The 13,525-nt window shown below is 69.4% G+C and carries 13 protein-coding genes; 7 read left to right on the top strand and 6 right to left on the bottom strand.

All coding sequences use genetic code 11. The annotated features are described in order from the left end of the window. The first annotated feature begins 383 nt into the window (after positions 1-383). Entirely contained in the window at positions 384-2,543 is a 2,160-nt protein-coding gene (locus ACGFW5_RS29625) for a SpoIIE family protein phosphatase (RefSeq protein WP_393837380.1), read from the top strand. 98 nt (positions 2,544-2,641) lie between these two features. On the opposite strand, the gene ACGFW5_RS29620 is transcribed toward ACGFW5_RS29625, so the two are convergent. After that, a complete protein-coding gene (locus ACGFW5_RS29620; RefSeq protein WP_393837401.1) occupies positions 2,642-3,754 on the bottom strand; it encodes an AI-2E family transporter in 1,113 nt (370 codons plus the stop codon). Positions 3,755-4,058: 304 nt separating this feature from the next. Here ACGFW5_RS29620 and ACGFW5_RS29615 point away from each other — a divergent pair, with 304 nt between their 5' ends. The 4 genes from ACGFW5_RS29615 to ACGFW5_RS29600 all read left to right on the top strand — a co-directional run bounded on the left by ACGFW5_RS29615 (position 4,059) and on the right by ACGFW5_RS29600 (position 7,139). Further along, complete coding sequence (locus ACGFW5_RS29615) at positions 4,059-4,304, top strand: hypothetical protein (RefSeq protein ID WP_393837379.1); 246 nt, start codon at positions 4,059-4,061, stop codon at positions 4,302-4,304. Next, complete coding sequence (locus ACGFW5_RS29610; protein WP_393837378.1) at positions 4,273-4,797, top strand: DUF6879 family protein; 525 nt, start codon at positions 4,273-4,275, stop codon at positions 4,795-4,797. The genes ACGFW5_RS29615 and ACGFW5_RS29610 overlap by 32 nt, the downstream gene beginning before the upstream one ends. 24 nt (positions 4,798-4,821) lie before the next feature. After that, positions 4,822-5,706, top strand: coding sequence for a helix-turn-helix domain-containing protein (locus ACGFW5_RS29605; protein WP_393837377.1), 885 nt, complete (start codon positions 4,822-4,824; stop codon positions 5,704-5,706). A 254-nt stretch (positions 5,707-5,960) separates the two neighbouring features. After that, a complete protein-coding gene (locus tag ACGFW5_RS29600) occupies positions 5,961-7,139 on the top strand; it encodes a methyltransferase domain-containing protein (RefSeq protein ID WP_393837376.1) in 1,179 nt (392 codons plus the stop codon). A 21-nt stretch (positions 7,140-7,160) separates the two neighbouring features. On the opposite strand, the gene ACGFW5_RS29595 is transcribed toward ACGFW5_RS29600, so the two are convergent. The 5 genes from ACGFW5_RS29595 to ACGFW5_RS29575 form a co-directional block, all read right to left on the bottom strand. After that, complete coding sequence (locus ACGFW5_RS29595; RefSeq protein WP_393837375.1) at positions 7,161-8,132, bottom strand: pirin family protein; 972 nt, start codon at positions 8,130-8,132, stop codon at positions 7,161-7,163. Positions 8,133-8,322: 190 nt separating this feature from the next. Continuing rightward, positions 8,323-8,931 carry a hypothetical protein gene (locus ACGFW5_RS29590; RefSeq protein WP_393837374.1) on the bottom strand — a complete coding sequence of 203 codons (609 nt, stop codon included), beginning with the start codon at positions 8,929-8,931 and terminating at the stop codon, positions 8,323-8,325. A gap of 92 nt (positions 8,932-9,023) precedes the next feature. Beyond that, positions 9,024-9,485, bottom strand: coding sequence for an SseB family protein (locus ACGFW5_RS29585; RefSeq protein ID WP_100575483.1), 462 nt, complete (start codon positions 9,483-9,485; stop codon positions 9,024-9,026). Between the two features lie 43 nt (positions 9,486-9,528). Beyond that, the gene (locus ACGFW5_RS29580) at positions 9,529-9,744 is read right to left on the bottom strand and encodes a DUF397 domain-containing protein (RefSeq protein ID WP_393837373.1); all 216 of its coding nucleotides are present in this window, start codon (positions 9,742-9,744) and stop codon (positions 9,529-9,531) included. Next, complete coding sequence (locus ACGFW5_RS29575) at positions 9,701-10,576, bottom strand: Scr1 family TA system antitoxin-like transcriptional regulator (RefSeq protein ID WP_393837372.1); 876 nt, start codon at positions 10,574-10,576, stop codon at positions 9,701-9,703. The genes ACGFW5_RS29580 and ACGFW5_RS29575 overlap by 44 nt, the downstream gene beginning before the upstream one ends. 114 nt (positions 10,577-10,690) lie before the next feature. Here ACGFW5_RS29575 and ACGFW5_RS29570 point away from each other — a divergent pair, with 114 nt between their 5' ends. Together ACGFW5_RS29570 and ACGFW5_RS29565 are read left to right on the top strand one after the other, a co-directional pair. Further along, positions 10,691-10,897, top strand: coding sequence for a hypothetical protein (locus ACGFW5_RS29570; protein ID WP_393837371.1), 207 nt, complete (start codon positions 10,691-10,693; stop codon positions 10,895-10,897). 169 nt (positions 10,898-11,066) lie between these two features. Next, positions 11,067-12,902: an acyl-CoA dehydrogenase gene (locus tag ACGFW5_RS29565; RefSeq protein WP_393837370.1), complete on the top strand. Its 1,836-nt coding sequence runs from the start codon at positions 11,067-11,069 to the stop codon at positions 12,900-12,902. Positions 12,903-13,525 lie beyond the last annotated feature (623 nt).

The raw sequence follows: 13,525 nt of genomic DNA, 5'->3' as shown, positions 1-13,525 counted from the left end.
ATCCCGACCCCATGCCAGCCTGAGCATGCCGATCCCGATGCGGACCAGCACCAGCGCCGCCGGCCAGGGACCCCCATGCCAGCCCGAGGACGCCGATGCGGACCAGCACCAGCGCCGCTGGGGGCGCGAGGAACTGCGCGAAAAGCGACCACAGCCCGCAGACGAAAACGGGTTGAGGGGCGCGAGGAACTGCGCGACCAGCCACCCAAGGCCCGCAGACGAAAACCGGCGTAAGGGGCGCGGGGAACTGCGCGAAAGGCCCCCCGGACCCGCACCGCGCAACGGCCCCGCACCGCGCAGCGGCCCCGCACCGCGCAGCGGACCCACCCCCCACCCCAACCCCTCGGTGGCGACCACCCCACACATCTTCTTAAATAGGGGCAATGCGCACAGAGGACGTCCTCGCCGCCATCGCGACTGGCCTGTGGCGCTGGGACAACGCCGCCGGGAAGGTCACCCTCGACGCCGAGGCCGCCCGGCTCCTCGGGCTGCCCGCGCGGAGGGCGACGCTGACCGAGTCGGCCGTACGGTCCCGCTTCCACCCCGTCGACTGGAACGAAGTGGACGGCATCGTGCACCTGGCCCTGGCCGAGGGCACCCTCGCCGAGGTCCGGCTGCGCATCATGGACGACCGGGGCCACGTCCTGCGTACCGTACGCAGCCGCTCCAAGCCCATGCTCAACGGCAAGGACTACCTCCTCATCGGCACCATCCAGGAGGTCGCCGAGCCGCAGCCCGGCACCACCGCCGCCCACCCCTCCATCACCGGCGACTGGCGGCGCTCGCGCGAGGCGTTCCTGCTCGACGCGGGCCGCGCGCTCGCCGAGGCCCGTTCGACCTCCGAGGTGCTGCGGGTCGCCGCCTCGCTCTCCATGCCGGGGTTCTCACCGGACGGCCTCGCGGTGTTCGGGGTGGCGGGCGACCGGCTGACGATCATCGGGCACCACGGGCACAACCCGGGGGACGACGGCCCGTTCACGGACATCTCGCTCGACATGGACTACCCGGCGTCGGACGTCGTGCGCAACGGGCGGGCGATCTACCTGCCGAGCCCGCAGGAGTACCGGCGCCGCTTCCCCGCGACCTGGCCGCTGGCCCAGCGTTTCGACCGCCAGTCGTGGGCGTTCGTCCCGCTCATCGTGGCCGGCCGCACGATCGGCGCGTGGATGGCCGCGTTCAAGCACCCCGTCGCGTTCACCCCCGACGAGCGTTCGGTCCTCACCACGGTCGCCCGCATGCTGGCGCAGGCCCTGGCAAGGGCGGGCGAGGCGGAGAGCGAACGCGAGCTCTCGCTCGGCCTCCAGCGCTCGATGATGCCGACGCTCGGCCCGGAGATCCCCGGCATGACGGTGGCCGCCCGCTACGTACCGACCGGCGGCGGCCTCCAGGTCGGCGGCGACTGGTACGACATGATCCCGCTGCCCGGCGGCGGCTCACGGGCGTGCTCGGACGAAAGCAGGTTCGCCCTGGTCATCGGCGACGTACAGGGTCATGACGTGCGGGCGGCCGGGCTGATGGGCCAGCTGCGGATCGCGCTGCGGGCCTACGCGAGCGAGGGCCACAGCCCCGACGCGGTCCTCTCGCGCGCCTCGCGCTTCCTGTACGGGATCACCGAGTCGTACGGGCTGCCCGAGCCCTCGGGCGACGGCTACGAGGACAACGCGCCGCGCTTCGCGACCTGCCTCTACATCGAGGTCGACCCGGCCACCGGCACCCTGGACATCGCCCGGGCCGGCCACCCCGACCCGGTGATCCGCACCGCCGACGGCACCGCTCTGATCCGCCCGACCGCGGGCGGCCTCCCACTCGGCATCGAGGCGGATTCCGACTACCCGACCACGCGGCTCGTCCTCGACCCCGACGAGACGATCATGATCTGCACGGACGGTCTGATCGAGACCGGCGGCCACGACATGGCGAGCGGCTGGACGCGGTTGCGGCCCGTCCTTGAGGAGCACACCGGCGACAGCCTGGAGCAGCTGGCCGACGAACTCGTCCAGGCCGTGCACGGCCCGAGCTCGCACCACACCACGGGGCAGCTCGTGGACCGGCGCGAGGACGACATCGCGCTGCTGCTCCTGCGTCGCAACGAGGTCGCCGCCCCGGCCGGGGCCGCCCCGCCCGCCGCGGTCCGGCGCACCGCGCTGACCGTCGCCCAGGCAGAGCCGCAGCAGATCGCGGGCGCCCGCAAGCAGCTGCGTGAGCTGCTGCACGACTGGGCGGACGACGAGCAGGTCGACTCGGCGGTCCTGATGATCTCCGAGATGATCACCAACGTCCTGGTCCACACCGACGGCGACGCCCTGCTCGTGGCCGAGGCCAGGGGCCCGCTCGGCACCCGCAGGTTGCGCGTCGAGGTGGCCGACGCGAGCGACGAGCTGCCGCACCGGCGCCGCCCCGGCGAGATGGCGTCGAGCGGGCGGGGCCTGATCCTCATGGAGATGCTGGCGGACGCGTGGGGCGTGGACCCGCGCGGCGACGGAAAGTCGATCTGGTTCGAGCTCTACGAACCGGGCGGACCGGACGAAGCCCCGCCGGTCTGACCCCCACCGGTCTGACCCCCACCGGTCTGACCCCCACCTCCCCACCTCCCGGCGGATCCCGCCGGCCTGATCCCCGTCGGCGGATCCCCCTGCCCGTCTCAATGCCCTCCCGGCGGCCCCCCGCCGGCCGGCTCCCCCGGGGTCGCTCCAGGCCCGGGCGGCCGCGCCCCCGCCGCGTACCGCTTGCGCACCTCTCCGAGCACCCCGAACGCGGCGGCCGCGACCGGCACCGCGAGCAGCATCCCCACCAGACCCGCCACGTCGGCACCCGCGGTGAGCGCGACCATGATCATCGCGGGGTGCATCTGCACGGTGCGGCTCTGGATGACGGGCTGGAGGATGTGTCCTTCGAGCTGCTGCACGGCGAGCACGATCCCGAGCGTCCACAGCGCGGTGCCGAACCCGCGGTCGGCGAGCGCCACGAGCACCGCCACCGCGCCGGAGACGAAGGCGCCCAGGTAGGGGATGTACGCCCCGATGAAGACCAGCGCGCCGAGCCCGAGCGCGCCGGGCACGCCGAGGACGAGCAGCCCGACCGTGATGCAGACGGCGTCGATGAAGGCGATGAAGGTGGTCCCGCGCATGAACCCCTCGACCGCCTCGAAGGCGCGCCGCGCCATGGCCTCGACGGTGTCGCCGGTGCCGCGCGGAGCGATCGCGTGGGCCAGGCCCACGGCGCGGTCGGAGTCCTTGAGGAAGAAGAAGGTGAGCAGGAGCGCGAGCACGCTGGTGGCGATGAGCGAGCCGAGCAGGCTGAGCCCTTGCAGCAGCCCGCTGGCCGCCCCCGCCCCGAACTTGGAGAGGAGCTGCTTGGCGTTGTCGGCGATGTTGGTGACGCCGTCCCCGCCGGCCACCCCGAAGTGGTCGGCCACCCAGTGCCCGGCCTGCTTGAGTGCGGCGACGATCTGGTCCCCGGTGTCGATGAGCGCGCTGACCACGACGTACCCGGCCCCGCCGACCACGGCCACCAGGGCGACACAGGTCAGTCCTGCGGCCAGCGACCGCCTGAGCCCCCTGCGGATCAGCCACCGGTGCACGGGCCCGAGCAGCGCGGTCCCCAGCAGGGCGAGCAGCACGGGGGTGACGGCCGTCTTGAACACGACGCAGAGATAGACCCCGACCGCGACGACCCCGGCGACGAGCAGCACGACCACGCACCAGGCGGCGATCCGGCGGGCGGCTTCGGGCAGCAGATGCCTGGACGTCTCCACGACGCCACCCGACCACGCCCACACCCACCCCGCCTCCCGAGCGGCCCAGACGAGTGACACCCCGTCAGGACCGTCCTGGCGTGGTGTCAATGTCACGTGCAGCGCACCCCAGCACATCAGACCGCGCGGTACGTCGCCGCGCACGTGGGCGCGTTGAGGCGACAGTGGCCCCCGGATCCACGCAGGCTACGGGCTCGGGGCTACGGGTTGGCCCCGCAGCCCGCTGTACCGTCGCTTGACGTCAATCACCGGCGGCGCCACGCTCGTGCAACCAGGCGCAACCGGCTAGGCAGGGGTCAAGACCATGGCTCTACTGTTCTTCGGCAAGGACCCGAACACCAACGGCGACGACTGCCCCACCGTGTGGGTGGACGATGCCTCCGCCGACCTCGTCCTTCAGGGCTGGAAGGCCGACACCGCGACCGAGACGGAATGTCTGACCGTCGGGCACATCCCCGACACGGAGGCAGTGATCCGCATTCCGGCCCGCATGGTGCCGCTGATCAGGAAGGCATGTGATGAAGCCGAGCAGCGTTCCGCCGTTCAGTGAACTGATCAAGGACTGCCACCGGTCGGCCGTCCACCTTGAAATGCGCGACGTCTATGGCGTCGCATCCGAAGTTGACGACTTCGCAAAATGGCGGGCAAGCGGCCACATCGCCCCTGAGTCCGTGGAACGGCGCCGCTCGTGGCTCGATCTGGTGCGCGAGACGGTAAGTCGGGGCGTGATCATGCGCCGAGTCCGGATCGTCTCCATGCCGGTCAGTGAGTACATCCGGTACGAGCACGCGGGTACCTACCTCAACATCGAGGCGGGTGAGCTGGTGCGCTGGCTGCCTCGAAGGGATGCCACAACGCTCGCCCTCCCCGGCGCTGACCTCTGGCTGCTGGACGGCCGGCTGATCCGCTTCGGGCACTTCAGCGGCGACGGCGCGTCAGCCGGACACGAGCTGAACGAAGACCCGGAAGTGATCAAATTCTGCGCCGACGCCTTCGAAGCCGTGTGGGAGCGCGCCACCCCGCACGAGAGGTTCAAGGTCTGACTCGCAGCAGCGACCAACCTGCTCATGCCCAACTACCAGTCATCAAGTGTCGAGTCCGCCCGAAAGGCAGTGGCGGCCAGGCTACGAGAAGTGCGCCTGGACGCCGGGCTGAAAGGGCATGAGCTGGCTGCGCGCTGCGGCTGGAACAAATCCAAGGTCTCCCGCATCGAGAACGCGAAGACCTCTCCATCCGACGGGGATGTCCGGGACTGGTGCGAGGCGTGCGAAGCCGGAGTCCAGGCGGCCGACATCATCGCCGCATCCCGCACCGCCCACTCCATGTACATGGAGTGGAAGCGGCTCCAGCGCACTGGTCTACGGCGCCTCCAGGAGTCACGTATCCCGCTGTACGAGCGCACCAAGCTCTTGCGTGGGTACGCCTCACACGTCGTTCCTGGACTGCTCCAGACACCCGCGTACGCATCTGCCCTGTTATCGGTGATCAGCAGGTTCCACAGCACCCCGAACGACACCCCGGAGGCAGTGGCGGCCCGCATGGCACGAGCCCGTGTCCTTCACGCTGCGGGCCACCGTTTCACCCTGCTGGTCGAAGAGTCGGTGCTGCGGTTTCAGCTCGGGAACGAAGAAGCAATGGCAGGCCAGTTGGGGCATCTGCTGTCGGTCATGTCGCTGCCTGCCGTCTCCCTCGGGGTGATCCCGTTTTCGGCGCGGGAGCGGACGATGTGGACGCTTGAGGGGTTCAACATTTTCGACGACCGCCGAGTCCATGTGGAGTTGCTGACGGCACAGGTGACCCTGACAGCCCCCAGCGAAGTCGCCATGTACGTAAGGGCTTTCACGGAGCTGCGGGAGCTGGCTGTGTACGGAGCGACGGCCAGGGCGCTTGTGACCGGGGCGATCGACGCGCTGCGCTGGAAACTCCCGTGCAACAACGTAGAACTCGATTGAGGGCAGCGCCCCGTCCTTCCTAGCGTGTGGGCATCGGACGAACCTCAGCACGCGCCTTGTCGGTGCTGGTGCCAGACCTGAAACCCGTAGCCAGGACAGCCACGAGCGAAGGAGACAGGTATGGGATGGGGAACCGGCAAGGGGGGCGGCGGAGGCGATGGTAAGCACTCGGGGAACAAGGACCCGGGCACATCCAAGCCCTCGTCCGACACCAAGAACCCTGCCCCCGGACCGAAGCACGGCAAGGGCAAGGGATGACCGGCAACACCGGAGCCGCTGAGCAGGCCGCCGCGCGCGGTCTGCTCGGCAGGCTGAACGAAACGCTGCCGCTCCCGCTGTCACCGGAATGGGAGGCAGCCTTTGACAGGGTTCCCCGCCACACGTTCCTCCCCCGGACGGTATGGCTGGGCGACAACCTCACCCCGTGCGACCGCCGGAAGTCCCCCGACGAATGGCTGCACGCCGCTTACGCGGATGAGCCCGTGGTGACCCAGGTCAACGACGGAGCCGACCCCGGCGACAACGAACGCTGGCCGTCCTGTTCCGCGTCCGCCCCCTCCATCGTCTTCCGCATGCTCGACATGCTGAACGTGCGGGACGGGGACCGCGTGCTGGAGATCGGAACCGGAACGGGCTGGAACGCTGGTCTCCTCGCCCACCGGGTGGGATCCGCTCTGGTGACTACGGTGGAGGTGGACCCGGCCCTGGCCGACCGTGCGACAGCCAACCTGAAGGCCGCCGGTCTGGAGCCGACCGTCATCACAGGAGACGGAGCCACACTGGAGGTGGGCAAGTCCCTGGACCGTCTCCTCGCCACCTGCTCCGTCCGGCGAATCTCCCCTGCCTGGGTGACTGGCATGGCGCCGGGCGGCGTCATGCTGCTGCCCTGGGAAACGCCATGGATGTGCTTCGGCCTGTTGCGGCTCACCGCATACTCCGACGGGACCGCCTCCGGCCGCTTCCACCCGCACAGCGCGTTCATGCTCATGCGCGGCCAACGCACCGATCTGCGGATCTTCCGGGACGTCGTACGGGACGACCACGTACCCGACGAGCGGACCACAGGCCTGGCCCCCTGGACGGTTACCGGCGACGACTGGGCAACACAGTTCGCCATCGGCCTCCAACTCCGTGACGTGTGGTGCACCTGGCACGAGAATCCCGACGTGGACGGCGTCGCCTCCCGCCTCTGGGTGGCCACCACCGACGCGACGTCTTGGGCCGCCGTCGACTACGACGGACGGCAAGATGAACGGTTCACGGTCTGGGAGCACGGGCCCCGGCGCCTATGGAGCGAGGTAGAAGCGGCCCACCACTGGTGGCACACGGTAGGCCGCCCCACACCGGATGCGTTCGGAATGATAGTGGACGCAGACGGCACGCAAGCTCCTTGGCTGAAAACGCCAGGACACCCGATCCCGATCATGGGATGACCGTCTGCTGCCGAGTTGGCCCTACAGGCCGCCCTCGGTCATGCCGTGCACGGCCGGGATCGTGCCGAGCCGGCCCTTTTGGAAGTCCTCGAAGGCCTGCTCAAGCTCGGCGCGGGTGTTCATCACGAACGGGCCGTAGTGCGCCATCGGTTCGCGTATCGGCCGGCCGCCGAGGAGGACGACCTCCAGGTCGGGCGCGTTCGCGTCCTGCTTCTCGTCGGCGCGGACGGTCAGCGAGCCGCCCTCGCCGAACACCGCCGTCTGCCCGGTGTGCACGGGCCGCCGTTCGGCGCCCACGGTGCCGCGTCCGGCCAGTACGTACGCGAGTCCGTTGAAGTCCTCCCGCCAGGGAAGGGTCACTTCCGCGCCCGGCGCCAGCGTCGCGTGCACCATCGTGATCGGCGTGTGCGTGATGCCCGGGCCCTCGTGGCCGTCGAGCCCGCCCGCGATGACACGCATCAGCGCGCCCCCGTCCGGGGAGGTCAGCAGCTGCACGGAGCCGCTGCGGATGTCCTGGTAGCGCGGGGCCATCATCTTGTCCCTGGCCGGCAGGTTCACCCACAGCTGGAGCCCGTGGAAGAGCCCGCCCGACGTCACCAGGTGCTCCGGCGGCGCCTCGATGTGCAGCAGACCGGAGCCCGCCGTCATCCACTGGGTGTCACCGTTGGTGATCGTGCCGCCACCGCCGTTGGAGTCCTGGTGGTCGAAGATCCCGTCGATGATGTACGTGACCGTCTCGAAGCCACGGTGCGGGTGCCACGGGGTGCCCTTGGGCTCGCCCGGCGCGTACTCCACCTCGCCCATCTGGTCCATCATGATGAACGGGTCGAGGTACTTGTAGTTGATCCCGGCGAACGCGCGGCGCACCGGGAAACCCTCCCCCTCGAACCCCTGCGGAGCGGTGGTCACGGCGAGGACCGGCCGCGCCGAAACGCCCTCCGGCGCGGTCACGCGCGGCAGGGTCAACGGGTTTTCGACGGTCACAGCAGGCATGGGACGGCCCTCCTTGCGGGATGCTCTACATTCAAAGTAGTTGAATCCTGAACATCCGGCAAGGCGTGCTTCATTCCCGTGAGGTGCCGGGGGGTGCGAGGGGGGGTTGGCGAGGGGGTTGGGCGAGGTGGGTCGGGTGCGGTCCTGGGCGCGCGCTTCGGGGGGCCCGCGGCGGCGGCCCGTCACCGCCCTATCGGGAAGGAGGGCTGGAGGGAGAGCCCTGGTCGCTCTGCGGCGACGCACCGTAGTTCGCGGTCAGCTCGGCGGCGTACGCATCGGGGACGGACCGGCCGGGGAAGGTCACCGGCAGCCAGAACTCCAGCGCACCGGCCGCATCCACGAAAGGCCCGTACCGGACACTCCACTCGTGCCGGGCGGCCTCGTCCGGGAAGCCTCGGACGACGGCCACCTCCGGGTCCCGTTCGCCCCAACAGCCCCAGCGGCCGGAGGGACCGGTCAGCACGACGGTCTGCGTCATGATGGCGATCGAATCCACGAAGTCCCGGCCCTCGTGGAACCCGATCTCCGCCCAGTAGTCGTCCGCGGTCGCCTCGACGGACAGCGACAGTGCCGACTCGGCGATGCCGTGCCCCTCGACCACGACCAGGTCGACCCGCTGGTCGCCGTGCAGCCCGGCCAGCGCGACGAGCGCCGGCCAGGCGTCCGGTGTGAGCAAATAGTCGAACTCGCAGAACACCGCGTCGTCGGCGAGTTCCCGGAACACCCGCGCGGGCAACCTGGCATCGAGGTCGAAGACGGCGGCGGCGCGGGCGCGGACGGCGTCCGGGTTCGAGGTCATGAAGGGGGTCCTGCTCCTTGGTTTCGCCCGGTGCCCGCATGGGCGGGGCGGTCACCGGCGAGCGTACTCACGTCATGATCGGCCGGACGCTCCTAGCCGTACATGCGCCGCATCGCGAAGTCGACCATCTGCTCCACGGCCTTCGCGTCGAAGACCATCCGGTGGTCGCCCTCCATGTCGAGCACGAAGCCGTACCCGGTCGGCAGGAGGTCGATCACCTCGGCTCCGGTGATCACGAAGTACTTGGACTCCTTGCCCGCGTACCGCCGCAGCTCCTTGAGCGAGGTGAACATCGGGATCACCGGCTGCTGGGTGTTGTGCAGCGCCAGGAACCCGGGGTTGTCGCCGCGCGGGCAGTACACCCGGGCCCCCGCGAAGATCTGCTGGAAGTCCTCGGCGGAGAGCGAGCCGGTCGTGAAGGCCCGCACCGCGTCGGCGAGCGACGGCGGCGACGGCTCCGGGTACAGCGGCTGCTCGCCGTAACCGCCCTGCATCTGCTGCTGGGGCGGGGCGTACTGCTGCTGCGCGCCCGGGTTCTGGTCGTAGCCGTACATGACCCCCAGCCTACCGACGCGGGGTCCCGGCGAACACCGGGTCTCAGCCGCCGAGTGCCGAGCCCTTGACCGCCTGTATGAAGGGTGCCCATGCGCTGGCCGCGATGATCAACGCCGGGCCCCCGTCGACCTTGCTGTCCCGCACGGGGACGACTCCGGGGAGGCTGTGGGCCACCTCTACGCAGTTGCCGCCGTCGCCGTTGCTGTAGCTGCTCCTACACCACCGGGCTATGTCCAAGTCGACCGCTGTGCCCACCATTTCGGTACTCCTCAGCCGCCTCTTCGATCAGGGCGAGGGACGCCTCGAGCGGCAGCGCGGCAGCCCTCAGCCGATCGTATGCCTTGTGGTAGTGCCTCACGATCACCGGATCGTCGATGATCTGCCCGTGGTACGGGCCCTCCGTGTACAAGGTCGGCGGCTCCGCCTCGAACTCCATGAACGTAAGCGACAGCATGGTGCAGGGCTGCGGAGGCACGTTCCACGGCAGCACTTGTAGAACGACGGACCGGCGACGGATCAACGCGACGATCTGGTCGAGCAGTTCCGCCATGTCGGCACGAGGCAGCAGCGGGTTGCGCAACAATGACTCGCCCAGGATCACCCAGTACTCCGGCCGCCTGGGCGCACCAAAAACCGCAGCCCTCCGTAACCGGGCTTGCACCTTCGCATCGACGTCCGCAGCAGGCGCCAGAGGGTGCGTCGCGTGAATGACGGCTCGCGCATACGCCTCCGTCTGGAGCAGTCCCGGGACGAGAGCGTTTGCCCACTCCTCGATGACCAACGCCCGCGTCTCACTCTCCGCCACCGGGGCGAAATATGCAGCGTGAGCACCCTGACGCGCCTTGCGCACGTCCTCGCAGCAGCGCTCGAAGAATCCGTTCGTTCCCAGCACCTGATCGACATGGCGGGCCAGATCCAGCGGCATCTTGCGCTGACCCCGCTCGATCTCGCTGAGGTAGCTCACCCCGTAGAAGCTGCCCTCCACCAGGCCCTCCAGCGTGAGCCCGGCCCGCTCGCGCTGATAACGCAACTCCTTGCCGTAGAACTCCGGCACACCGGCCGATCCGTCAATCTCCTTGCGCGCAGCCATGGTTGCCGCCCTTCCACCACCCGGGCCGTGGACCCCGAACCCCTTCCGAAGGTACGCGAGGCCACCCCACCCTGTGAGGAGTTCGTCACACACCGCACTCGCAGGAGGCACCCCATGACCCGCACCCCCGCACCCCTCACGCCCCGCCGGGACGACACGTACAACACCGTGATGGACCTGCGCGCCGCCCTCGCCGAGCACGGCATCGCGCTGCCCTCCCTCGGGCGGGACTTCGGTACGCCCCCGCTCGTGATCCTCGGGAACTGCAACACGGACACCGCGCGGGCGCTGACGGCGGCGCTGCGGGAGGGGCGGAGCTGAGGGGCCGGGGGCGTGCCCGGGCCCCGGGTGGCCCGGCAGGGTTTCCCTGCCTGACGCGTCACAGTTCTCGGCCAGAGGTTGCGCGTTATTACCCGCGGGTAGCATCATCGTAGGGACTGACCTACTTGCTGGTAGATGTAACCGACACCCTGCTTACGGAGCCGTCGCCATGGGGCACTACAAGTCGAATCTCCGCGACATCGAGTTCAACCTCTTCGAGGTGCTCGGACGCGACAAGCTGTACGGCACCGGCCCGTTCGGGGAGATGGACGTCGACACCGCCAAGTCGATCCTTGAGGAGATCGCCCGCCTCGCCGAGAACGAGCTGGCCGATTCCTTCGCGGACGCGGACCGCAACCCGCCGGTCTTCGACCCGGCCACGAACACCGCTCCGGTCCCGGAGTCCTTCAAGAGCTCCTACAAGGCGTTCATGGACTCCGAGTACTGGCGGCTCGGCCTGCCCGAGGAGATCGGCGGCACCGTTTCGCCCCGCTCCCTGATCTGGGCGTACGCGGAGCTGCTGCTCGGCTCGAACCCCGCGATCTGGATGTACTCCTCGGGCCCGGCCTTCGCCGGCATCCTCTTCGCCGAGGGCAACGAGCAGCAGAAGAAGATCGCCGAGATCGCGGTCGACAAGCGCTGGGGCTCGACCATGGTGCTGACCGAGCCGGACGCCGGTTCGGACGTCGGCGCCGGTCGCACCAAGGCCGTCCAGCAGGACGACGGCTCCTGGCACATCGAGGGCGTGAAGCGCTTCATCACCTCCGGTGAGCACGACATGGAGGAGAACATCCTCCACTACGTCCTGGCGCGCCCCGAGGGCCACGGCCCGGGCACCAAGGGCCTGTCCCTCTTCCTCGTCCCGAAGTTCCACTTCGACTGGGAGACCGGCGAGCTGGGCGAGCGCAACGGCGTGTACGCGACGAACGTCGAGCACAAGATGGGCCTGAAGGCGTCCAACACGTGCGAGATGACGTTCGGCGACCAGCACCCCGCCAAGGGCTGGCTGATCGGCGACAAGCACGACGGCATCCGCCAGATGTTCATGATCATCGAGTTCGCCCGCATGATGGTCGGCACGAAGGCGATCGCGACGCTGTCGACGGGTTACCTCAACGCCCTTGAGTACGCCAAGGAGCGCGTCCAGGGCAGCGACCTCTCGCAGTTCATGGACAAGACCGCGCCGAAGGTGACGATCACTCACCACCCGGACGTGCGGCGCTCGTTGATGACGCAGAAGGCGTACGCCGAGGGCATGCGCTCGCTCGTCCTCTACACCGCCTCCATCCAGGACGCGATCCAGGTGAAGGAGGCGGCGGGCGAGGACGCGAAGGCGCTCATCGGCCTGAACGACCTGCTCCTGCCCATCGTGAAGGGCTACGGCTCGGAGAAGTCGTACGAGAAGCTGTCGTCCGAGTCGCTTCAGACCTTCGGCGGCTCCGGGTACCTCCAGGAGTACCCGATCGAGCAGTACATCCGTGACGCGAAGATCGACACGCTGTACGAGGGCACGACGGCGATCCAGGGTCAGGACTTCTTCTTCCGGAAGATCGTCCGTGACCAGGGCGCGTCCCTGAACACGCTCTCCGAGGAGATCAAGAAGTTCCTCGCCGAGCAGAACGGCAACGAGGCGCTGGGCGGCTCGCTCGACTCGCTGGCCAAGGCGGCCGTCGACCTGGAGGCGATCGTCGGCACGATGATCACGGACCTCACGGCGACGGGCGAGGACGTCAAGAACATCTACAAGGTGGGTCTCAACACGACGCGCCTGCTGATGGCTTCGGGTGACGTGGTCGTCGGCTACCTGCTGCTCAAGGGTGCGGCTGTGGCTGCCGAGAAGCTGGCCTCGGCCTCGGTCTCCGCGAAGGATGCCGCCTTCTACACCGGCAAGATCGCCGCTGCGAAGTTCTTCGCGGCGAACGTTCTGCCGGGGGTCGCCATGGCCCGTTCGCTGGCCGAGACGGTCGACAACTCGCTGATGGAGCTGGACGAGGCGGCGTTCTAGCCTCTGCGGTGCCGGGGGCTCGGGGTGGTCGGACCCCGGGCCCCTTTTCGCTGCCCCGGCCCCGACCCGCCCCGGTCCCCGGGAACGGCCACGCATGGCGCGGGGCCTTTTCGCGCAGTTCCCCGCGGCCCTTGAGGGGTGGGTTGTCGGGTGCGGGTTGTGGACGGTTGCTCGCGCAGTTCCCCGCGCCCCTCAACCCCCTCTCGCCTGCGGGCCGTGGTCGCTTTTCGCGCAGTTCCTCGCGCCCCTTGAGGGAGCGGTTTCGGGTGCGGGCCGGGCGTGGCTGGTCGCGCAGTTCCCCGCGCCCCTTGAGGGGCTGGCTTTCGTCCGCGGGTCGTGGGTTCTTCTCGCGCAGTTCCTCGCGCCCCTGTAGGGCATCCGGAATCGCTTCTCGCGGCCACCGCGGCAGAAACTCGCCTTCGTCCGCGGGCTGTGCGTGGCTGGTCGCTCAGTTCCTCGCGCCCCTGTCAGCACTGGTGCAGGGGCCGTGCTGGCCTGCTCGGGCATCTTCAGCCTGTCCGGCGATTGAGGACGAGCGCCGTTCAGGCGCGAACGGGGGGGCAGGGGGCGGAGCCCCCGCCCGGGGTCTGGGGCGGAGCCCCAGGGGGCTGGACCTTTCGGCA

The organism is Streptomyces sp. NPDC048416 (assembly GCF_043200435.1).
GTDB lineage: Bacteria > Actinomycetota > Actinomycetes > Streptomycetales > Streptomycetaceae > Streptomyces.
Note: the sequence above shows the minus strand (reverse complement) of the source record. Positions and strands in the feature narration are given on the sequence as shown.